Genomic DNA, 21,372 nt, shown 5'->3' with positions numbered 1-21,372 from the left:
TCTTAAGAGCGAACGAGTATTTGATACGCATTCGCTCCTTCCTTCATCATTTGAAGAGCCTTGTTCATCCAAATAGCCGCTTGCGATCCTTCACCCATGGCGATCGTCACTTGCTCCGCGTGCACGCCGACGTCTCCGGCCGCCCACACGAACGGCACGCTCGTCATTTTGCTGCGCGGATCCGTTACGATGTGGCGGTTTTCCATCCGCTCAGCACCAAGCTGTCCGGCCAAATCCGACTTTACTTCGTTGCCGCCAAAAGCAATGAATCCCCGTTCGGTTTCAATCAACTTCCCGCTTCCTAGCCGGACTGCTCCCATAATGCCATCCTCACCAGCCATAACTTCTTGAATATCTTCCGCTATATATACAATTCCTTTAAGATCTAATTCAGCAAGGAGTTCGCTTTTTACCGGCCGATTTTCATGATTGACATAAATGAGATCTTTCGTCCGGCTTCGAAGCCGGAGAGCCATCCGGGCCCCGGCATTTCCTGCGCCCATCACGACTGTTCGCCGCCCCCTGATCTCATACCCATCGCAATCCGGACACACGTATACCGTTAGGCCTAAGCATTCTTTCAAGCCTGTGATTTCCGGCATGCGATCCATTAGCCCTGTCGCTAACAGCAGCGTCCTGGCTTCGTATCCTTTGCCCGAGTTGCCCCATAGCTCAAAACCTTCTCCCAGCTTTCCTTTGCTCACAGCCTGAACAACTTCATCCTTAGCAAAAACAACGCCAAGCCGTTCAGCCTGCATACGCCCTACGCTGCGCAGTTCCTCTCCAGAGACGCCGTCTGGCCAGCCCAGTAGGTTATGATAGCTGCGGCATAAGGAAGAGCGACCAGCGCCAGCGTCGATAACCAGCACCCGATGCTCGTATCTTCCCAGCTGAATGGCCGCCTGCAGTCCGGCAATACCGCCGCCAACAATGATGCTATCAAAATACTCCATCATGTTCCCTCTTCTCCCAGTTATACTACTTTCTAGGATTCCCGGGACGGAGCACTTTCATCCAAACCATCCAATCATGCTTTCGAAGATTTTATCGACCACACCAGAGCAATCTGCGTAAGCGAAGCTATAAGCAAAATCCAAGGGATCGACCCGCCATCGAGATCGCTGCCGAAATTGATCAAACAGCCTATCGAAATAACCCTTCCCACATTCAAGAAAAACTCCCTTACAACGACACTTTCCACCTTTAATTCACCTTTTAGCGGAAGTGTGGAAATAAGCCCGTAATAATAGCCGGTCATCGTATTCCCTTGCAGTGGGGCAAATATCGAGTAGAGAATCATGAAACTCACTACCGACCAGAGATTAATGCTCCCAAGGAGCAGAGATGAGCCTATCAAATAACCGACCGTCGATATAGCTAAATACATCCGGGCTTTGCTCGACTGTGCATACTTGGATATAAATACCCCCATCACAATACTTAAGCTGGAGTAGAGAACACCCAAATAGCCTACAATATCCTCTCGCGGCATTACTTTAAACAAAAGAATGTTAGGAAGAAAAAGCATGGTTCCTTGCAGCAAGCCCATCCCGAAAAAGCCAAGTAAAGATTTCAACCAAGCTTTGTCTTTCTTCATCATCAATCCAGCATATTTTAAGTAGTAGGCTTTGTGGTGACCGCTGGATGCTTTAATCTTTAGTGAAATAACCGTTGCCAGCAGAAACATCAAGAAAGCGATGGAGAAAACAATCGTATAGCCTCGCAACCCCTCCTGCAGCCTGATAACAAAGCCAGCCAACGCCGGACCTGCCAAAGTCGCAGCTGTGAAAAAGATCATATTAAAAGCCAAATATCGAATACGATTTTGTTCGGTCGACACATCATACATCAAAGTAAGATATCCTACCCAGTAAAAGGCAGCAGCAAGCCCGTTAAAAATAGCAAAAAGCACATAATATTCGACTAACTTTTCTTGTGCAATGATAACGCTTAAATAAAAGAGAGCAATTAGCACGATACCTAATCTATAAGATACCATCCGATCTTTCTTCTTGATCATCCATCCGCCAATCGCGAACCCCAGTGGTGTTATGAGGAATACAAGAATGTTGTAGAAACCGTTTACAGCAAGACTTTGTGTAAGTCGCCACAAGTACAAATTCAAAAACACACCTGACATTGAAGCACCGAATTGAAAAGTCGAATGAATAACCAACGAAATGATCGCTTCGCGAGATAGTTGTTTTTCTAATGGAAGCGGATTCCGTTTTTGTTGAAGCCAGGCACTAAATCCCATATGTATCGTTACCCTCCAGTCTACCCCATTGTAACAGCCCGTGATCGTCCTGTTAAACGGCAAAAAGCCCCAGCTTAGACGCTGAGGCTTTATATTTGATCATATTCGGCTTACTTCTTAAGACTATCCCATGTTTTCTGGAATTCATCCAGCATTTGATCTTTCGTATACTTCTTCGCGATGTAACCTTGCATAATATCGCCGTATTTTTTGCTTGTCGCTTCGCCGCCTGGGAATTTGAACCAGTTCCAGCTCAATGTTTTGTTTTCTTTGCTGTATTTGATAATATCGGAAGCCAAAGGTCCAAGTATTTTCTCATCAGCAGGAATTGACTTGAAGGCAGGAATGAACTTGAATTCTTCTGTAATGTATTTCTTACCAATATCCGATGTTACCATCCAGTTCAAGAATTTCTTAGCTTCGTCTTTAACAGCAGAGTTTTTGTTAATAGCCCAGTTGTTCGGTACGCCCACGAGCAACTTATCGTTTTCTGCTGCATCATCGCTGATTGGCATTGGCAAGAAGCCAATTTTCAAGTCTGGATTTGTTTTGGAAATCTGCACTTGAGTCCAGTTACCTTGCTGCGTCATAGCCGCTTTACCTGTCGCAAAGTCAGTAACTTGCGTGTTGTAATCGGTTTGCAGCGGGTTTTTGTTACCATATTTCAATTGAAGGTCGAATAGTTTGGACCAATTGTTGAACTGTTCATTACCCGGGATTTTCGCTGTGCCTTTGTTCAAGCCGTCAATAAAGGCATTCGGATCTTTTTGGTGTGCAAACGGCAAGTTCACGAAGTGGTTACCAAGTACCCACCATTCGCCATAGCCTGTTTCGAAAGGCGTAACACCGCTATCTTGCAACTTTTTCGCTGCTGCTTCCAACTGCGTGTACGTTTTAGGAAGCTCTGTGATACCTGCTTTTGTAAACAAATCTTTGTTATAAATGAAGCCATAGCCTTCCAAATTCAGCGGTTGACCATATAGCTTGCCATTTTTCGTCATCGGTTCTTTTGCAACGTCTACTAGATCATTCACCCATGGCTGATCAGAGAGATCTTCCAGGTTATCGAACCATTTATCCAGATCGGAGAATCCGCCGTTGTTGAAAATATCCGGTTTATCGCCTGAGTTAAACTTTGCAAGCAAAGCCGCGCCATAGTCAGCACCGCCCCCAACTGTGTCCACCTGGATCTTAACATTCGGGTTTTGCTTTTGATATTCTTGAACTAATTTGCCCAATTGATCAGCAATTTCCACTTTAAATTGGAACATTTTAATTGTAACTTGCTTACCTGAAGCTGGTGCAGTTGTCGCTGTCGATCCGTTGGAAGCCGCTGGTGCTGGAGTTGATTTGTTACCACAGCCTGCTGCAATCACAGATAGTGAGAGTACAGTTGCCATGCTAAGCATCGTCAATTTCTTCATTTTGTATTGCCTCCCTTTTCTGATGTTCTTAACTGCTTACGAATTTATTGTAAACACTAGCTTGAACCTGGGACACAGATAATATTGAACATAATAGTGGAAAATCTTGAACCTTTCTGTCGAACTGTCAACCTTTTACTGAACCTGCTGTGATGCCTTCCACAATATGCTTCTGCATGGCTAGGAAGAAAATAACAATCGGCAATATACTAAGCGTCAGGCCGGCCAGTGCCAAATCCCATTGTTTCGTATATTGACCAAAGAAGGAAAAGGTAGCAAGTTGAATTGTTCGCAGATCAGGAGAATTCAAAACCAGTGAAGGAAGCAAATAATCGTTCCAAATCCACAAGCTATTGAGAATAACCACCGTCACGGACATCGGCTTCAGCAGCGGGAAAACAATCCGCCAGAACACACCATACGCCGAGCTGCCGTCAACCGTCGCTGATTCTTCAATTTCCAGTGGAATGGACTTGATAAATCCATGATACAGGAAAACATTCAGCGAAACACCAAAACCGAAATAACAGGCCACCAAGCCTAATCTGCTGTCCATAAGGCCAACTTGACTAGCCACGCGGACAAGAGGAATCATGATGGATTGGAATGGAATGACCATCGCAGCAACGAATGCGAGAAACACCAAGTTATTAAATTTGCTTGCCTTTCTTACCATCCGGTATGCAGCCATGGAACTGATGAGCACAAGCCCCACATTGCTGACGACCGTTACGATTAAGGAATTGAGAAAGGCTTGCGGGAATTTCATAATAGACCATACTTTTATATAGCTGTCGAAATATAAACTCTTAGGCAGCCTAGCTGTATTAGCAGCCAGCTCCGGAAATGTTTTTAGCGAATTTACGATCACAAAATAAAAAGGGACCAAGAACAATAGTGCAACCAGAATGCCCAGCACCTCGAGCGAAAAAAGCCGCCCTGAATATTTTTTTACAGATTCCATTAGACTTCAACCTCCTTGCGTTTCGTATACATGACTTGGATGGTTGAAATAATGGCAACAACAATGAAAAATACGAATGCTTTTGCTGTTCCCAACCCATAACGATTATTGCGGAATGCTTCTTGATAGATGTTAATCGCTACCGATTCCGTCGAGTTAAACGGCCCTCCCTTGGTTAAAGAGAAGTTCAGGTCGAACATTTTGAAAGACCAGGAAATGGTCAAGAATAAACATACGGTAACCGCCGGCATGATTAGCGGTACGATGATGCTCCGCAGCACTTGAAGACGTGTTGCACCGTCAATATAAGCAGCCTCAATCATATCTTTAGGCACATTCGAAAGTGCCGCAATGTAGATAATCATCAGATAACCTGAACCTTGCCAAATACTTACGATGACGATTCCCCAGAAAGCCGTTGGCGCGTCTCCGAGCCATGGCAATTGAAAAAAGCTGAGATGTGTCAGATCACCTAAAGTTCCAAAACCTTTGACGAAAATAAATTGCCAAATAAATCCAAGCAGCAAACCGCCGATTACGTTCGGCATGAAGAAAATTGTACGCAATACATTACGTGTTTTCAGTGCTTGGGTGAGCAAGAGCGCCAGAAGAAACCCAACAAGATTCGTAAGAATGACATTCGTCACGGTAAGTCGTGTAGTGAACCAAAATGCATTCCGATAGTCTTCGTCATGAAACAAAATCTGTTTGAAATTATCCAAACCGTTGAATTTCACGTTAGTTGTGACGCCATTCCATTCGGTAAATGAGTAATAAATGCTCATTAGGAAAGGAACAACGACAATGACCGCAAAAAATAGTAATGCCGGGCCGACGAATACCCACTGCTGAAGAAGTCCTGATATGCCTTTGTTGTTTTTCATGGGAATTCCCCCCTATGTTCCAGAATCATGAAGCTACGTTTTAGTATAAATTCTATTTTTCTTGAAAAACACAGATTATCGTGATGCAATAGGTGGAATTTGTTGACCTCTCCTGCTACAATGTAGGGGAAAAACAACCTACAAGAAACCGAGATGATGCTCCCTGATCCGTAACAGCATTCGCAATAAATTGATCCTTTTTTTGCTCTTGGCCACTTTAATTCCATTTATTACTTCTGTTGTCGTTTCCTATTTTTTCACAAAACAACGGGTAATCGAGGATACAATCGCAAGCAATGCAGTGCTCATTTCACAGGCAAAGGCCAACATCATCAACTATTTGAATAGTGTCACGCAAGCCTCCTTAACCATTTATACCGGGCAGCAAGTCTCGAAAGACACTGAGCCGTTATACAATATTTTGCAGAGACAAAAGGAAATTGATTATATAAGCGGCAAAGTGATTGCCAGCGGACTTCAGGTTATGTCCCATTCCATCAAAGAAGTCAAGCAAATTTATTTATATGCAAGTGTCAGCAACCGCTCTTATCTCATGGTCAACGACCTTTCAACAAGCTCGAATGGTAAATACGAGGAACTACGTCCTTTTCCCGAGAAGAGGGATGTTTATTTCCAAACAACCCATGAAAGCAATAATTATGGAATCCCGCTCCGAGATTATTTTGCTCCCTCACCCGTCCTATCTATGCATCGGAAAATCTTGTATGCTCCGAATAATAGTTCGATTGGAGAATTGGTCATCGACCTCCAGCTCGATTTGATCTCGGACATCTGCAAAAACTTGTATACGCATGACCAGGAAGAACTGTATATTCTGGACGACTCCGGCTTCATTGTCTTCGGTCCGGATCCAAGCAAATGGGGGCAGCCGATTGACGGCAGTTGGGGAAATGAGGCTATTCTCAGCACGGCAGAAAGCGGCAGCTATCAGTGGACCAAAGGTTCCTATGCGGGGATGAATGTATATGAGAAAATGAAAACAGACTCTGTCAACTGGACGATCGTCAAACGATTGCCTTATGATCAGCTAACCAAGAATGCAAGGCAATTGACCCTGATTAATTCATTTGTTCTGACCCTTTTTCTCGTCATTGTCGTTATTGGAACCGTATATGTCAGTATTATGTTTACTTCGCCAATCAAAAAGCTTATTCGTTACATAACCCGGATCCAAGCCGGACAAATGAACGCCGATATTGAGCTGACCCGAACGGACGAGCTAGGCATACTAGCAAACCGATTCCATACCCTTATGCAGGATTTGAATCAGATGGTGATGCGTGAATATCGGTTGGAGCTTGCCAATAAATCGAATCAGCTAATGGCTTTGCAAGCGCAAATCAATCCGCATTTTTTAAATAATGCGCTGCAATCTATCGGAACGCTCGCACTGCAGCATGAGGCGCCGAAGATTTACGGCCTGATCTCCTCCTTGGCCAAAATGATGCATTACAGCATGAACACAAGCGAATCTACCGTTCCTTTGCGTAAAGAACTGGATCATGTGAAATCCTACTTGGAGCTGCAAAAGCAACGCTTTGAGCACCAGTTCGAAATTGTATTTGACATTGAAGAAAGTACCAATATGCTTAATGTGCCTAAAATGATCCTGCAACCTCTTGTTGAAAATTATTTCAAACATGGTTTCAAACCAAGCGGAAGCACGGGCTTATTATGTATACGAACGACGAGCCTTGTTGAAGAAAACAGGGCAGTGCTCGTCATCAGCGTAGAAGACAACGGCGTCGGCATGACGGAAGAACGCATGCTGGAAGTAAAAAGCAATTTGCATGCACCTTCCATCTCTGACGATGCCAATATAGGACTCAGTAATGTGTTGACGCGAATTCAGTTGTATTTCACCGACGAAGCGAGTCTTGAGATCAGCCCAGTTGAGCCGCAAGGCTTGCGAATTGTCATTAAGATTCCCATGCAGAAGGAAGTCATAGAATGAAAGTATTAATAGTAGATGATGAGAAACACGTACGGGATGCGATCCGCCTCCTCGTTAATTGGCAAGAGCATGGCATTACTACCATATATGAAGCCTCCAACGGAGAAGCCGCGATAGACATTATCCAAAGGGAGAAACCTGAAATCATCATGACCGATATGATGATGCCCATCATGAACGGCGTTCAACTGCTGGAATGGCTGCATACCAAAGCTCCAAACAGTAAAACAATTGTCATCAGCGGTCACGATGACTTCTCTCTTTTACGTCACACGGTCAAATACGGTGGAACTGATTATATTTTGAAGCCAATCGACGCGGAGCAATTGAATGAAGCATTGGCAAAAGCCATCCTGGCATGGAGTAAAGACGAAGAACACCGGCAGTTAAATCACGAGCGCAACATGGAAATCAATCAGATTAAACCTGTCTATTGGGACAAGCTTCTCTCGACGCTAATCGCAGAACCTGCTACGTACGAAGGCTCAGCGGATCAAATTGACAAGGAGCTTGGGTTATCGCGCGATATTCATTACTGCCGTGTAGCCATCTTATCCCTGGATACGATGGAACGCAGCCTGAAGAACAAATTCAGCCATAATCTGGACTTGCTGCTATTCTCGCTCGTTAATATTTGCAATGAATTCTTGACCGCGGAGCAGCGCGGCTTTGCCTTCCGGCATTGGAATAGCGAAAACGAAATCGTTCTCTTCCTGTGGAAAGAACAGCGGGAAGCTGAAACGCTCCTGAAGAAAATTAATGAAGGGATGCGTGTAACACTGCGCAGCCGTGTCGATTTCGGCATTGGCGGCTCGCATGCATTTCCAGCCGACTTGTCGATATCTTATCAAGAAGCCAGAGAAGCGCTGCGGCAACGGAATCTCATGACCAAGGATACCTGGATCCACAGCACACCCAAATCTCCAGCGAAGTCTACACATCGCTCATTGTCATTCAGTCATTACGAGGAGCGAATTCATCTTGCAATCCGCAGCGGAAACATGGAACAGATTCAGGAATCCGTTCAGCTATGGATCGACGCCGTTAAACAGTTCGATGCCATCACTCCGCAGCAGCTTGATCTTTGGTGGCGTGAGTACACCGTCATGAAGCGTCGCTGGGTGCAGGAGTTTTTCCCAAGCAAAAATGAAGAAGAAGTCAAACAACTGCTCGCAGATGAACCTGCCAGCTTAATTGTTCCGCTCGATGAACACGGTATACTTTCCTTGACACTCTGGCAGCAAGAACTTACCCGAAGCATCGTGCATTTGTCCAAATTGCTATTGGAGCATCATCAAAAAGATAAAAATGTCATATTTGAAATAGCTTCCTTTCTCAATCAGCATTATCACGAGGATATTACACTTCAAGATATTGCCAGCCGCTTTTTCTTAAGCCGCGAGTATATTTCACGTAAGTTTAAGCAGGAATTTGAAGTCAACTTGTCCGATTATTTAGGTCAGATTCGAATGGATAAAGCGAAAATTTTGCTAAGCAATCCTCATCTACGTATTTCTCAAGTGGCTGAAATGGTAGGCTATCAGGACGAGAAGTATTTCAGCAAAGTTTTCAAAAAGCAGGAAGGCATTTCACCGAATGATTATCGGAAAATCTCGAAATCTACCTAATGTTTTTCTATTAGGAACGTGTCGATATCGCAAGAATTTGGTAAAAATCTGGAATATGGTATACTACTAGACAGAGGTGATTAACATGAACATGCCCATCGAGAATGCAACAGCGAATTCCTTTCCTCGCGCATCGAAGGCTACCAAGGTAAAAAGGAAAACGTATTTGTTTCTATTCATGGGTTGGGTCATGCTGATCGCAATCGGAGTGGCAGCAGCTATGCTGTACACAGAGCATTTGAGGAAAGAAATCGCAACCGATATCGCACAGCAAACCCAGCAGCAATTAAAAGTGGTTCAGGATGACTATCAAACGCAAGTCTCTCAATTGAAAGACAGTGTGACTACTGACATCAAAGCTCTGCAGAGCAAAGTAGACTCGCTGAACGAATTGTTAGCTTTCACCAAAGACAGCGCCAACAGCAAGACCGATAACAGCAATCAGTTGTACACGCAACTTGCCGATGTGAAGAAGAAGCTGGAAGAGTTGCAGAAGAATTTGGATGTGTTGAAATAATGAATGCCGTTCAACAAATCAATCGCATGTTCTTACTGGCTTGCGCGCCATTTCTAGGCATGCTGATCTGGCTGCTTTTCGTTTCTACGAATGTACATATTGCTGACTTCGCTCGAATCGGAGCTGCTTCCTTCTCCCTTCGTCAAGAGGCTACGTCGCTGGATGCCAAACTTGTTAAAGCGAATAGCGATGCAGTCCAAACGAAAACGATTATTCAGAAATATTTTGAATTGTATGAGAAGAGCACAGCTGAGGTCTCTGCCATGCTCCAGAATGCTACAGCACAGGCTGCTAAACCAGGTCTCATCTACGATTCCCGCATTACCGCTAAACTTGGAAGCCCCGTTAAACAGGCCTCATCGGGCAATATCGATCTTAAGCTGTTTACATTAAATGAAAGCAACTACAAAGGCTACGCGCTCAAGGTCAATCTCAAAAGCGACAAAGCCATTAAGCTTGTGCTCGGCAAGGACAAGATGGGATCCAGCGAAACGACCCTAGACGCGGTTCAGCGTTATGGGGCTATAGCTGGCATTAATGCAGGCGGCTTTGCCGACGACAGTAAGGGCAGACGTTTCCCGTTGGATACAACCATCATAAATGGGAAATACTTAAATGGCTTCTTCCCAAGCAATAACGATACGGTCTTCATCGGACTTAACAAGGATCGAAAGCTAATCGGCGGAAAATTTAGCAGCCAGTCTGAACTCGACAAGATGAATCCATTAATGGGCTCAACCTTTGTTCCTACTTTGCTCAAAAATGGCAGCAAAACATCTATTCCTTACCAGTGGCAAAGCTCACCTGCCAGGGCTGCCCGAACGGTCATGGCGAATTACAAACACGACCAACTTCTGTTTGTTGTCACTGACGGTTACGATGAAAGCGGCAACTCAGGCGCAACGCTGGCCGAACTGCAGGATAAGCTTCAACAGCTCGGCATCGTCGATGCTTATAATCTCGATGGAGGCGGCTCCTCGACACTCATTTTCAACGGAAGCGTCATTAACCGTCCTTCGGATGGAAAGCTCAGACCGCTCGCGACCCATTTCCTTTTCTTCAAATAACGAAAATTCACATTTTATTCGTTTCTTTTTTACGGATCCTTGGGTATAATAATTTCTAACTATATGTAATTTCGTTCCTCAAACCTATAGGAGGTGCAGATCATGTTTGGATTATCAGCAACATTTTGGCTCGTTTGTACGGTATTCGCGTTATTTATCGTCGCAATGATGACGGCTTCCTATAACGAAGATAAGACAAGAGGGCTGTAATTTTAACAAAATAACAAACAAAAGCATCGACTTTCTCCCTGCGGAGAAGCGATGCTTTTTTTGTTTGTCGCTACACTCTGGATTTCAGCATGTTCATTTCGGCAAGACACACGCTGCAAATATGCCGCTCTTTAAACTCGCTAACACCGTCCATATTCCCACAGAATACACATTTCGGTCGGTATCTCTCGAGAATAATATGGTCGCCTTGTACAAGGATTTCTACTGGATCTCCTTCGTTCATTTGGTAACGTTTCCTCAGCGATTTAGGCAGTACAATACGTCCCAATTGATCGACTTTACGAACAACACCAGCTGGCTTCATCATAGGACTTCACCTCTCTTCCGCTCACGTTTTCCATGCTTCTAGAACTAAACTAACCAGTCTATACGCATTGATACCGTAGGTATTCGCCGTTTTATGAGAAATTCCTTCTATTTTCAAAATGAAAACTTTCTCATTCTTACAAAATGGACGGTCTTAACGTCACAACTTAGAAAAAACTTAAGTAAGCCCGACGAAACCGGTCTGACGAAGCCCCTCATACAGCATAATTGCAACAGAATTCGATAAATTTAACGATCTTACCGCATCTGACATGGGTAGGCGAAGCAGCGTCTCTGGATGCTCACGCAGCAATTCTTCCGGAAGCCCCTTGGTTTCTTTACCAAATACCAAAAAATCACCGTCCTGGAAAGTAAAGTCGGTATAATTCTTCTTGGCTTTAGTCGTCGCGAAGAAGAAGCGATGTCCGGCGTACGCTTGCAGCACTTCATCGAAGGAATCATGATACTCCAATTTAACAGAATGCCAATAATCCAGACCCGCACGTTTCAGTGTCTTGTCATCCGTTTGAAAGCCCAGCGGTCTAACCAGGTGCAAATAGGTGCCTGTTGCTGCGCATGTGCGCGAAATGTTGCCTGTATTGGCAGGTATCTCGGGTTCTACTAATACAATATGAAAAGCCATCTCTGTAATATTCACCTCATTCTCTATCCTATTATAAGACAACCTGGAAATCAATTTTACACTGGGTTAACTTTATCTTAATATGTCGATGATAGAGTCCTGACATAATAGAATTATCAATCGATAAAAGGAGCAACCAATCGATGAAAAAGAAAATATTAGTTGTGGATGATGAACCTTCAATCTCCATGCTTATAGAATTTAACTTGAAGCTTGTCGGATTCGAAGTACATTGCGTATTTGATGGAGAAGCTGTGTTTGAGGCTATACAAACATTTCGCCCTGACTTAATTGTTCTTGATCTCATGCTGCCTAAAATGGATGGCTTCCAAGTGTGCCGCAAGCTTAGAAACCAGAATAACCTCGTACCGATTATTATGCTGACGGCCATGCAGGATCTTACTGATAAAATCGCCGGGCTTGATAACGGAGCCGACGATTATATGACGAAGCCTTTCAGCCCGCAGGAATTAATTTCCCGTATTCAAGCGATCATGCGCCGTATTCAAACGCTGCCCTCCACAGTGGAGAATGCACCTATCAATATTGGCCAAATTTCCATCAAAGCAGATCAACGGGAAGTTACGGTGGGCGGGACGCCAATTGAGCTGACACCCAAAGAATTCGAGCTGCTGCTTTTCCTATGCAAGCATCGCGGCAAAGTACTAAGTCGTCAGCAACTGCTGCATGGGGTCTGGGACTACCATTTCCTTGGAGATACCCGGATTGTCGATGTGCACATCTCTCACTTGCGGGATAAAATCGAGAACAACGCGCGTAATCCGGAATATATTATGACCATTAGAAACGTTGGCTATAAACTGACCGAGCCCGCTGTGAAAGAATCGCTGGCCTAGTCAGTGCTCCGCAAACAAAAAAGAGGCCGTCCCTGGGCAGCATGTTCGCTAAGGGACGGCCTCTTGCAGTTATGGCGATACTTGCCCTTGATGGGTGACATTGCAGACTGAGAGCGAGTTGCCTTCGGGGTCCTTAAAGCCGAACCCGCCCATGCCCTCCAAACCCGGAATGTAGTTAATGCCTGTCACCTCGACCCCTTGATCAATAAGGAAGAAACGGAAGCGTTCGAGATCGGGCACGAAGAAATCAATCACACTATGGATGATATTCGTATTCGTATTAAAGAAAGACAGCCGCTGAGGATCATCCGTCTGAACGAGGTACAAAGTCGGCACACCAATGCGATTGCCACCCTGCAGATGCAGCATCGCGGTCAGCCCGTCCTGATACACAACCTTTGTCCCCAAAATTTGCCCATACCAATGAATGGCTCTCGTCATATCCCCTACAGGAATTTCAATTGTAGAAATGCGTGGGACGATTTTCCACAGCACGTCTTCCTCAAATTGCTTGCCGACTTTATTGCTTTCCAGCTCTTGTGCCATATAGCTTAACAACTCCTTCTTTAATTGTTCTTTGGACCGCTTGATGCGACTTTCCACGGCACTGATCGAAAGACTCAAGTATTGACTGATTTCCCTCGCCGTAAAGCCGCTAATGTAGTACAAAATGGTGACCAGCCTCTTGGCCTCATCCAATTGATTTACGGCATCCCAGATCGTTTGTTGAACGAGACGGCGCTCTACGATCGCTTCAACGCCGTCCGCTCGATCAGTCAGATTGGCATAAGTGTCGATAGGCTCCGCAGGTCTTTCTTTCCTGAGCCAATCCACACATAAACGCTTGGTAATCATGAACAACCACCCGCCGAAATGCTCCTGCTGCTCCAGCGTGCCGAGCTTGAACCATGCCTTAACGAAAGCCTCCTGTGCGATGTCCTGTGCTAGATGATAATCGCGGATCATGCTAAGCGCCGTCGCATAGACCGCATTCGAATATTTTCCGAGCAATACGGAATAGGCATCTACATCCCCCCGCCTAGCTCTGGCCACAAGCTCGCGCTCTTTTTCCGAATCCAAACATTCTCCCTCCTTTCTATTAAAGACGGAAGCAACAAACAAAACCAGTCAAAAAAAGCCGTCCCTTCAGATCGTATGATCCTCGGAACAGCCCTCATCATTGTTAGAAAATAAAATCGTCATCCGTCAGCGGTTCTACATGAATAGTACGAACATAACCATTACCTTTTTTCGAGAAAAAGTCATGCTGCTTCGTCTTGGTGCTCAGACCGTTCAGAACGATCGGGTTGATGTCCTCTTCAGGGAACATCGGTTCCAATCCCAGGTTCATGAATGCCTTATTTGCATTGTAACGAAGGAATGCTTTAACATCCTCTGATAGCCCCAGCGTATCATACAAGCTCTCTGTGTACTTCTCTTCATTGGCATGAAGTTCCTTGAGCAGCGCGCACAGCGTTACATACGCTTCATCCTGCTCTTTTACACTCAACTCAGCATAAACTTCTTGAGCAAGAACCCCGACGTACAGACCATGAATACTCTCATCCCGCAAAATCAAATCGATGATCTCGCCGCTGCTCGTCATTTTCCCCTGCCCCGCCAAATAAAGCGGATAATAAAAGCCGCTATAGAACAAATAGCTCTCAAGCAGCACAGATGCTGCCATAGCCAGATAAAGCTCTTTGCGCGTGCCGATATTGTCATAATAACGAGAAATAGTGTTCGCTTTGAATTGTAAGTAGGGATTGCGTTCTACCCAAAGGAAAATCTCGTTGATCTCCTCCGTCGTCGACAGCGTTGTAAAAATGCTGCTGTACGACTTCGCGTGGATTTGCTCCATCATCCCCATGAAGCTAAGCACTGCTTTGCGCTGCAAGCCCTCCACATGCTCCAGAATCTTCGGCATGCCGACGCCGCCCTGCATCGTATCCAATAGCGTAAGCCCGCCAAGCACTTTCATATACAGATCGCGTTCCGCGCCGTTCAGTGTCATCCAGGACATTTTATCATCAGAGAGCGGGATTTCCTCGTCCGTCCAGAACTGCATAATATTTTGATTCCAGAACGTAATGGTGAAATCATCATCAGGCCGGTTCCAATTGACGGCTCTTTTCGGTGCATTGACGATGGTACTTGTGCTCATCTATAGTTAATCCCCTTCCGAATTACACGGCGCAGCTGACGCACTCCTCAACGGAGAGCTGATTGGTTCGTGTGTAGTAGAGCGATTTTAGTCCTTTATGCGCAGCGTATAGGTAGAACCTGGACAACTGTCTGGTCGTTACGTCACTGTTCACATGAAGAATAGTGGAGATGCCTTGATCCACATGCTCTTGAATTTCCGCAATAAGATCAAGAATTTTGAACTGATCCATTTGATAAGCGGATTTATAGTAAAAGAAATTTTCGCGGTGCATGAAAGGCATCGGATAGTATGTCGTTGAATTGGCATATGTCCGTGTTTCGATCGGCTCCACAATTGGCATGACGCTGGAAGTCGCATTTTGGATATACGAAATGCTTTGCGTAGGCGCGACAGCCAACCGATAAGCATGATACAAACCGTGCGCACGAACCTCATCTTTCAAAGCAAGCCAGTCGCTCTGGGTAGGAATGTCCATTCCTTCGAACAATTCTTTTACTTTAGCCGTAACAGGCTGGTAGTTCGTAGTTAAATATTTATCGAAATAAGCGCCATTCGCATACTCTGAATGTTCAAAGCCATCGAATGTTTGACCCTTCGCTTTGGCGATTTCCTTGCTCTGTTCAATGGAATAAAAATTCATAGCCATGAAGAACGTACGGGCAAAATCCTTCGCTTCTTCACTTTCATAGGCAATCTTATTCTTAGACAAGTAACCGTGCAGGTTCATAACACCCAAGCCGACGGAATGCAGCTCGCGGTTCGCCTTAGCCACACCGGGCGCATTCGCAACAGTCGTCATGTCACTGACCGCTGTCAAAGCGATCATACCCTCGTGTACGGTTTCACGCAGCTTTTTGCGATCCATCACATTCGCAATATTCATCGAAGCCAAGTTGCAGCTGATATCTCTGAGAATATGGTCCTCTTGACCGTAATCGTTAATTTCCGAAGTTTCTTGCAATTGGAAAATTTCCGTACAAAGGTTCGACATTTTGATCGTGCCGATCCCTTTGAGGGCGTGGTCCTTGTTCGCATTCGTTCTGTTCATCATATATGGATAGCCGGATTCCAACTGAGTTGTCGCAATTTTGATCAGCATGTCTCGCGCGCTCATCACAACTTTCTTCTTCACGCGCGGATCAGCCAGCAGTTCGTCATACATGGCATCAATATCCATGTCGTCCATATGCTTGCCATATGCTTGGTAGACCGTATAAGGTGCAAAAACATGAAGCGGTTTGTTCTCTTCCGCAAGCTTGTAGAATTTATTGGGCACGATGAGACCGATCGATAATGTTTTGAGACGAGACTTTTCGTCCGCATTGATTTTCTTGCTGTCCAGGAACTCCATAACGTCCCAGCCGAAAATGTTGTAGTACGCTGCTCCCGAGCCTTTGCGCTGACCCATTTGATCTGCATAGGAGAAGGCATCCTCCATCAGCTTGAGCACCGGCATAATGCCTTTGGCAGCTTGCTCCACACCTTTAATGGATTCGCCGCGGCCGCGAAGTTTGGAAAGATTGACAGCGACACCACCGCCGATTTTGGAGAGCTGCATGCAAGTGGCCAGTACGTAGTTGATCGAATTGAGGGAATCGTCCATTTCCAAGAGGAAGCACGATACCATCTCGCCTCGGCGGCTCTTGCCCGCATTCAGAAACGTTGGCGTCGCAGGCTGCAGTCGCTGCTCCATCATGGATACCGCTAACGCTCGCGCTGTATGTACGTCTCCGCGTCCCAAGTACAAGGCGACAATGGCGACACGATCCGGATAATGCTCCAAGTAGAGCGTCTTATCATCGCTTCGCAAAGCGTAGTCTGTGTAAAATTTCGACGCTGCCATATAAGAGGCAAACTCAAATGTGGAATCATGAGCAACTTGGTAGATCTCATTAACTTCAGCTTCTGTATAATGCTTGTATACGTCCTCGTAATAGTTGTTTTCGATCATATAACGAACTTTGGAAGAGGTGTCCGGGAATGTCAATGAGTTACGGTGGACTTCCTCCATAAATACTTGGACAGCTTCCTTATCCTTTTCCAATTGGAAAAAACCGTCTGCTCCGCGCTGCATTAATAGGTTATTAAGCTCAATGTGCCGCAATTGCGTTTACCCCCTGTACAAAGCGTTCTACGTCGTTTTTCGTTCCGGATAATTCAAATTTCGTTAAAACAGGCACATCATATAAGGCTGAGATTGTGTCTGCGCTTTTAGCAAAGCCGTCTCCCCAATTGCGATTGCCGCTTGCCGCCACACCAATCATGCGCGGATGATTCTCTTCTAAGAAGGAAGCAACCTTCGGTGGGATCTGACCAAAACCGGTTGTATACGTAACAAGCACAAAAGGCTCGTCCATCCTCATCGCATCCTCAATTTGAACCGCCGGCATTTGCAGCTTGGCGATAAATCTCCGAACGTTACCCGTTTTGGAATCATAAGCAATCAGCATAGGGATTCGTCTCCTTCACAGTCTTCTATCTCTATTATTTTGACACTATCATTTAGATCAAGCTTCAAACTCTATAAAGCGCTAGAACGCTATGTAATACACTTAGTAGTAAGCAAATAAAAACGACGCACTCGGCACAAAGCAAGTCCAAATACGCCACATCAGACATACGAAAATATCGCCTGCCGGGCAAGTCAGGAATCGACGAGATCATCCTATCTGCCATAGGGAGCCTCACTGCAAAAGGCAGGTTATCTGGCTTGGATTCACTCTTCGGGTCGCTCTCCCAACTTCGCCCTTTCGACAAAAGCAGTGAATATTCGATGAGAGTATTTTCCTTGCAATGGCGGGACCGCACCGGTTTTTAACCCATTTTCCCTAAGCATCATTCACGAGTCTATGAAACGTGTGATACCCTTTTCATCACGATATGTAGTTGATAGATTCAAATTTATATCAATATATAGTGGCTTGTCAATGAGTAAAATGGTCTACTTCGATACTGAAAATACCAAAACCCAACAACGTCGCGGCATGAAGGCACTTCACAATTTCAAAATATTTATGAGATGAAAATCCGCTTTTGTCGAATTTTGCATTTGTACAAAAATGGGATCCGCACCACGCCCGGACAATGCTCAGATTGATGATTCTAACACTAACGGTATCAAAAAAACAAGACTAAATTTATGTCTTCGCTGTTGAATTTTGCAAACTTATGCAACTAAACACCCTATCCCTTTGAAACCGATTCTACGGTCTATCTAAGGGTACTAAACTGATGGCACATGGATTGTGCGTCCATAACAAAAAAAGCTATTCACGACCGCCTGAGGGCGTCTGAATAGCTTTCGGTATGAAGCACGTGAGAACATAAAACCTTCTTAACCGTTACGTTTTTGGAAGTCAATCATGAAATCAGCAAGCGCTTTGCATGAAGCGTAAGGAACGGCGTTATAGGTAGATGCTCTCAAGCCGCCAACGCTGCGGTGTCCTTTCAAGCCAACGAAACCTTGCTGCTCCGTTTCCTTGATAAATTTCTTCTCAAGCTCCTCATCCTGCAAACGGAACGTAATATTCATTGTTGAACGGCTGCCTTTATCGACAGGACCACGGTAGAAGCCCCCGCTTTGATCGATTGCGCCGTAGATTAGACCTGTTTTCTCTTGATTGTTTTTCTCAATAACGGCTAGTCCGCCCTGCTCTTGAATCCATTTCAACACCAAATTCACCATGTAAATCGAATACACCGGAGGCGTATTGTACAAGGAGTTATTTTTGCTGTGGATTTCATAGCGCAGCATGGTAGGGATTGTTTTTGGCAAATCTTGCAGCATGTCTTCCTTGACAATAACGACCGTCACGCCGGAAGGACCGAGGTTTTTCTGTGCTCCCGCATAGATCATGCCGAATTTAGACACATCGACAGGACGGCTCAAAATATCGCTGGACATATCCGCGATAAGAGGAACATTGCCTGTATCTGGGTAGCTTTGGAACTGCGCGCCTTCAATCGTTTCATTGGAAGTCAGATGAAGGTAAGCCGCATCCTTATGAATATTGATTTCGCTCAAATCAGGGATTTTCATAAACTTTTGTTCTTTCGAGCTAGCTGCGATCGATACCTCGCCGAATAATCCGGCTTCTTGAACCGCTTTCTCCGCCCATGCGCCTGTAAGCACATAACTGCCGACTTTTCCAGGTTTCAAGAAATTTAAAGGAATCATCGAAAATTGCGTGCTGGCTCCGCCTTGAAGAAACTGGATTTGATACCCGTCTGGAATGCTAAAAATTTGTTTCAACAATTGCTGTGTTTCATTATGTACTTGCTCGTATTCAGCGCTGCGATGTGAAATTTCCATAATCGACATGCCGATTCCTTTGAATTCGACAAACTCATTTTGCGCTTTTTGCAGAACTTCTAGTGGAAGCGCCGCAGGCCCTGCATTAAAATTGTAGGCCCGATTACTCATGAATGACCACACCTTTGCTTTTAGTATTTGCATTATGGCTATGATAGCAATATTCTCCCCATGCATCAAGTAAAACCTCAGTTGGAAATGCTAGGAAAAGAATTAACCTTAGGGTTATTAATTTGTCGTAAAAGGAGCTGTAACCACTATGTTATCGGCATCAGAAATCTCTGTAGACGCAATGGAAAAAACTTCGGCAATAAAAGAACCGACTCCCTTTGACAACTACCGGATATTTGTAGGGATTCAGCTTCCACAGGAAGTTAAGGGGGCATTAGACTTATGGAAAGGCAGCATCCAGCAGAAGCTGCCTTTCCATAAGTGGACGCACCCGCAGGACGTCCACATCACACTGCACTTCCTCGGCGACACCTCCGCCGAGGTCGCCGATACGCTGGCCGCAGACTTGCGCCAGCTAGCCGCGGCCAAGCAGCCGTTCACCTTACGCGCCGATGGTCTCGGCGTGTTTGGCTCTCCGGCTGCGCCGTCGATCCTGTGGGCGGGCGTCGCCGGCGACACGACCGCGCTGGCCGAGCTGCAGCACGCCGTCGTAGGCGCCTGCGCCCGCCAAGGCTTTCCGGCCGAGGCTCGCGCCTATCGGCCGCATATCACGCTGGCCCGCCGCTATCGCGCAGCGGCGGGGCCGTTCCAGCGCGCAGCGCTAGCGGTCGGCGCGCCAGCCGGCGGCTGGCCGGCGTGGCGGGTAGAGGACATCGTCCTCTACCGCAGCCACATGGGCCGGCAGCCGGCGTATGAGCCGCTAGGCGTGTTCCCCCTTGGGGGACACGCGCGCGGCTAGTCGAGCAGCACCTGCGAAGCGGTGCTGCGGGCGAGCTCGAACATCAGCTGAATCTGATCAGCTGTGTTTCGTTCGACCGAGAGCGGCGGCAGCTCGCTCTCGTGGAAAAAGCCGACGCCGGTCGTTTCCAGACCGTCCTCTAGTGCCTCTCCGCCCACCAACTCGCACAAGATGAATATCTTGTATACGTGGTTGGGCGAAGGCGGGTGATTGTGGCGTTTCTTGTCAAGAACCGCCAACAACCGAACCGGCTGTACCTCATAACCGGCCTCTTCTTTGGTCTCCTTCACGGCGACTTCCGAGGGGGTAAGCCCGATATCCGCCCAGCCTCCAGGCAAAGACCAAGCCCCGTCGGCTCGTTCCTTCACTAGAAGCATCTTGTTCTCTCGCAATACAACCGCCCGAATATCTACTTTAGGCGTCGCATAGCCTGTCTCGCTGGCGAACAGCTCCCGTACCTTGTCTACAGGCGTTTCCGAGAAATAGCTCATCATTTCAATGCTAATGCTCCTCAGTGCCTCGTAGCGCTCCAGATCGTACCCATTCTCTCCATATTCAAGCCCCGCTTGACTAATCGCTTGTATTTGCTTCGCCCAATCGAGCCATGGAATATTCATCTATGTGCTCCTTTCCCCTTGACAATAAATCAGCATTCCGCGAAAAATAGTTACCATTTCCTCCAATCTCATTCTTACAAGTCCACTGGAAGAAGGACATACATACTCGATAACGCCAGGCACGATCGGCTCCTTCTGAACGCCCCAGGCCATCCCTCGTTTGGCACTGTACTGCTCATACACGCCCTTCCCAACAAAACAAACGACCTGAGGCCGATATGTGTGAATTTTATCTCTCAGGATCGCTCTCCCCTCCCGATACTCTTCCAGGGTAATTTCGGCAGCTGTCAAAGTCGGACGGGCGACAATATTCGTAAAACCGTACCCGAGCTGTAGTAAATCGCCATCCTCCTCAGGTTTGTATAATCGTGGAGTCAAGCCGGCTCCATATAGAATCCGATAAAAACGGTTACTCGGACTCGCATAGTGATGCCCTGTCTCTCCCGATCGAAGACTCGGATTATAGCCGACGAAAAGTATACGAAGGTTCTCTTGAAGATGATCCGAAATCGGCCTTATATCCAACAAATCCACTCCCTCCTAGACACGCCGTTCCTATCGCCTTTTCAATATATTACCATTATTTTTCGCAGCGCGCTAAACTGGAGTTGAA

Annotated in this window: 20 protein-coding genes and 1 riboswitch; of the genes, 6 read left to right on the top strand and 14 right to left on the bottom strand. The window is 46.0% G+C overall.

Translation table 11 applies throughout. The features are described 5' to 3' along the window. Positions 1-2: 2 nt before the first annotated feature. From ABRS97_RS03115 to ABRS97_RS03095, 5 genes are all read right to left on the bottom strand, one after another. Positions 3-956: an NAD(P)/FAD-dependent oxidoreductase gene (locus tag ABRS97_RS03115; RefSeq protein WP_367811443.1), complete on the bottom strand. Its 954-nt coding sequence runs from the start codon at positions 954-956 to the stop codon at positions 3-5. Positions 957-1,027: 71 nt separating this feature from the next. After that, entirely contained in the window at positions 1,028-2,257 is a 1,230-nt protein-coding gene (locus ABRS97_RS03110; RefSeq protein ID WP_367811442.1) for an MFS transporter, read from the bottom strand. A gap of 110 nt (positions 2,258-2,367) precedes the next feature. Beyond that, positions 2,368-3,681, bottom strand: coding sequence for an ABC transporter substrate-binding protein (locus ABRS97_RS03105; RefSeq protein WP_367811441.1), 1,314 nt, complete (start codon positions 3,679-3,681; stop codon positions 2,368-2,370). A gap of 127 nt (positions 3,682-3,808) precedes the next feature. Beyond that, complete coding sequence (locus tag ABRS97_RS03100; protein WP_367811440.1) at positions 3,809-4,645, bottom strand: carbohydrate ABC transporter permease; 837 nt, start codon at positions 4,643-4,645, stop codon at positions 3,809-3,811. After that, entirely contained in the window at positions 4,645-5,529 is an 885-nt protein-coding gene (locus ABRS97_RS03095; protein ID WP_367811439.1) for a carbohydrate ABC transporter permease, read from the bottom strand. The genes ABRS97_RS03100 and ABRS97_RS03095 overlap by 1 nt, the downstream gene beginning before the upstream one ends. A gap of 190 nt (positions 5,530-5,719) precedes the next feature. Here ABRS97_RS03095 and ABRS97_RS03090 point away from each other — a divergent pair, with 190 nt between their 5' ends. The 4 genes from ABRS97_RS03090 (at position 5,720) to ABRS97_RS03075 (ending at position 10,716) form a co-directional block, all read left to right on the top strand. Then, on the top strand, positions 5,720-7,504 hold the full coding sequence (locus ABRS97_RS03090) for a cache domain-containing sensor histidine kinase (protein WP_367811438.1): 1,785 nt from the start codon (positions 5,720-5,722) through the stop codon (positions 7,502-7,504). Then, on the top strand, positions 7,501-9,132 hold the full coding sequence (locus ABRS97_RS03085; protein WP_367811437.1) for a response regulator: 1,632 nt from the start codon (positions 7,501-7,503) through the stop codon (positions 9,130-9,132). Before ABRS97_RS03090 ends, ABRS97_RS03085 begins: the two co-directional genes overlap by 4 nt. 85 nt (positions 9,133-9,217) lie before the next feature. Next, a complete protein-coding gene (locus tag ABRS97_RS03080; RefSeq protein ID WP_367811436.1) occupies positions 9,218-9,649 on the top strand; it encodes a hypothetical protein in 432 nt (143 codons plus the stop codon). After that, on the top strand, positions 9,649-10,716 hold the full coding sequence (locus ABRS97_RS03075) for a phosphodiester glycosidase family protein (RefSeq protein WP_367811435.1): 1,068 nt from the start codon (positions 9,649-9,651) through the stop codon (positions 10,714-10,716). The genes ABRS97_RS03080 and ABRS97_RS03075 overlap by 1 nt, the downstream gene beginning before the upstream one ends. Positions 10,717-10,996: 280 nt before the next feature. Here the strand turns inward: ABRS97_RS03075 and ABRS97_RS03070 are convergent, their stop codons facing one another. After that, positions 10,997-11,251 carry an AbrB/MazE/SpoVT family DNA-binding domain-containing protein gene (locus ABRS97_RS03070; RefSeq protein ID WP_367811924.1) on the bottom strand — a complete coding sequence of 85 codons (255 nt, stop codon included), beginning with the start codon at positions 11,249-11,251 and terminating at the stop codon, positions 10,997-10,999. 180 nt (positions 11,252-11,431) lie between these two features. Continuing rightward, positions 11,432-11,896: a tRNA (uridine(34)/cytosine(34)/5-carboxymethylaminomethyluridine(34)-2'-O)-methyltransferase TrmL gene (trmL, locus tag ABRS97_RS03065; protein ID WP_367811923.1), complete on the bottom strand. Its 465-nt coding sequence runs from the start codon at positions 11,894-11,896 to the stop codon at positions 11,432-11,434. 143 nt (positions 11,897-12,039) lie between these two features. Between trmL and ABRS97_RS03060 the strand changes: the two genes are divergently transcribed. Further along, entirely contained in the window at positions 12,040-12,753 is a 714-nt protein-coding gene (locus tag ABRS97_RS03060) for a response regulator (protein ID WP_367811434.1), read from the top strand. Positions 12,754-12,822: 69 nt separating this feature from the next. On the opposite strand, the gene ABRS97_RS03055 is transcribed toward ABRS97_RS03060, so the two are convergent. The 5 genes from ABRS97_RS03055 to serC all read right to left on the bottom strand — a co-directional run bounded on the left by ABRS97_RS03055 (position 12,823) and on the right by serC (position 19,343). After that, positions 12,823-13,833 (bottom strand): sigma-70 family RNA polymerase sigma factor, encoded by a 1,011-nt coding sequence (locus ABRS97_RS03055; RefSeq protein WP_367811433.1) that lies wholly within the window; start codon positions 13,831-13,833, stop codon positions 12,823-12,825. A gap of 103 nt (positions 13,834-13,936) precedes the next feature. After that, positions 13,937-14,917: a class 1b ribonucleoside-diphosphate reductase subunit beta gene (gene nrdF / locus ABRS97_RS03050; protein WP_367811432.1), complete on the bottom strand. Its 981-nt coding sequence runs from the start codon at positions 14,915-14,917 to the stop codon at positions 13,937-13,939. A 22-nt stretch (positions 14,918-14,939) separates the two neighbouring features. After that, the gene (gene nrdE / locus ABRS97_RS03045) at positions 14,940-17,024 is read right to left on the bottom strand and encodes a class 1b ribonucleoside-diphosphate reductase subunit alpha (protein ID WP_367811431.1); all 2,085 of its coding nucleotides are present in this window, start codon (positions 17,022-17,024) and stop codon (positions 14,940-14,942) included. Then, a complete protein-coding gene (gene nrdI, locus ABRS97_RS03040) occupies positions 17,011-17,370 on the bottom strand; it encodes a class Ib ribonucleoside-diphosphate reductase assembly flavoprotein NrdI (protein WP_367811430.1) in 360 nt (119 codons plus the stop codon). The genes nrdE and nrdI overlap by 14 nt, the downstream gene beginning before the upstream one ends. A 228-nt stretch (positions 17,371-17,598) precedes the next feature. Continuing rightward, positions 17,599-17,804, bottom strand: a riboswitch (cobalamin riboswitch). A 450-nt stretch (positions 17,805-18,254) separates the two neighbouring features. Then, the gene (gene serC / locus ABRS97_RS03035) at positions 18,255-19,343 is read right to left on the bottom strand and encodes a 3-phosphoserine/phosphohydroxythreonine transaminase (protein WP_367811429.1); all 1,089 of its coding nucleotides are present in this window, start codon (positions 19,341-19,343) and stop codon (positions 18,255-18,257) included. Between the two features lie 148 nt (positions 19,344-19,491). On the opposite strand from serC, the gene thpR reads away from it, so the two are divergent. Continuing rightward, positions 19,492-20,142: an RNA 2',3'-cyclic phosphodiesterase gene (gene thpR / locus ABRS97_RS03030; protein WP_367811428.1), complete on the top strand. Its 651-nt coding sequence runs from the start codon at positions 19,492-19,494 to the stop codon at positions 20,140-20,142. Here thpR and ABRS97_RS03025 read toward each other — a convergent pair. After that, positions 20,139-20,759, bottom strand: coding sequence for an NUDIX hydrolase (locus tag ABRS97_RS03025; RefSeq protein ID WP_367811427.1), 621 nt, complete (start codon positions 20,757-20,759; stop codon positions 20,139-20,141). The genes thpR and ABRS97_RS03025 overlap by 4 nt on opposite strands. Further along, on the bottom strand, positions 20,760-21,278 hold the full coding sequence (locus ABRS97_RS03020) for a mismatch-specific DNA-glycosylase (RefSeq protein WP_367811922.1): 519 nt from the start codon (positions 21,276-21,278) through the stop codon (positions 20,760-20,762). Between the last annotated feature and the right edge of the window lie 94 nt (positions 21,279-21,372).

The sequence above is a fragment of the Paenibacillus tabacirhizosphaerae genome (assembly GCF_040812395.1).
Lineage (GTDB): Bacteria > Bacillota > Bacilli > Paenibacillales > NBRC-103111 > Paenibacillus_E.
The sequence above is the reverse complement of the archived record's forward strand: the minus strand, read 5'-3'. Positions and strand labels throughout refer to the sequence as shown.

Excerpts from the sequence above, each read along its gene's own strand:
- ABRS97_RS03115 (WP_367811443.1), bottom strand. The coding sequence starts at position 956 with ATGATGGAGTATTTTGATAGCATCATTGTTGGCGGCGGTATTGCCGGA.
- ABRS97_RS03110 (WP_367811442.1), bottom strand. The coding sequence starts at position 2,257 with ATGGGATTTAGTGCCTGGCTTCAACAAAAACGGAATCCGCTTCCATTA.
- ABRS97_RS03105 (WP_367811441.1), bottom strand. The coding sequence starts at position 3,681 with ATGAAGAAATTGACGATGCTTAGCATGGCAACTGTACTCTCACTATCT.
- ABRS97_RS03100 (WP_367811440.1), bottom strand. The coding sequence starts at position 4,645 with ATGGAATCTGTAAAAAAATATTCAGGGCGGCTTTTTTCGCTCGAGGTG.
- ABRS97_RS03095 (WP_367811439.1), bottom strand. The coding sequence starts at position 5,529 with ATGAAAAACAACAAAGGCATATCAGGACTTCTTCAGCAGTGGGTATTC.
- ABRS97_RS03085 (WP_367811437.1), top strand. The coding sequence starts at position 7,501 with ATGAAAGTATTAATAGTAGATGATGAGAAACACGTACGGGATGCGATC.
- ABRS97_RS03080 (WP_367811436.1), top strand. The coding sequence starts at position 9,218 with ATGAACATGCCCATCGAGAATGCAACAGCGAATTCCTTTCCTCGCGCA.
- ABRS97_RS03075 (WP_367811435.1), top strand. The coding sequence starts at position 9,649 with ATGAATGCCGTTCAACAAATCAATCGCATGTTCTTACTGGCTTGCGCG.
- ABRS97_RS03070 (WP_367811924.1), bottom strand. The coding sequence starts at position 11,251 with ATGAAGCCAGCTGGTGTTGTTCGTAAAGTCGATCAATTGGGACGTATT.
- trmL (WP_367811923.1), bottom strand. The coding sequence starts at position 11,896 with ATGGCTTTTCATATTGTATTAGTAGAACCCGAGATACCTGCCAATACA.
- ABRS97_RS03060 (WP_367811434.1), top strand. The coding sequence starts at position 12,040 with ATGAAAAAGAAAATATTAGTTGTGGATGATGAACCTTCAATCTCCATG.
- nrdF (WP_367811432.1), bottom strand. The coding sequence starts at position 14,917 with ATGAGCACAAGTACCATCGTCAATGCACCGAAAAGAGCCGTCAATTGG.
- nrdI (WP_367811430.1), bottom strand. The coding sequence starts at position 17,370 with ATGCTGATTGCTTATGATTCCAAAACGGGTAACGTTCGGAGATTTATC.
- serC (WP_367811429.1), bottom strand. The coding sequence starts at position 19,343 with ATGAGTAATCGGGCCTACAATTTTAATGCAGGGCCTGCGGCGCTTCCA.
- thpR (WP_367811428.1), top strand. The coding sequence starts at position 19,492 with ATGTTATCGGCATCAGAAATCTCTGTAGACGCAATGGAAAAAACTTCG.
- ABRS97_RS03025 (WP_367811427.1), bottom strand. The coding sequence starts at position 20,759 with ATGAATATTCCATGGCTCGATTGGGCGAAGCAAATACAAGCGATTAGT.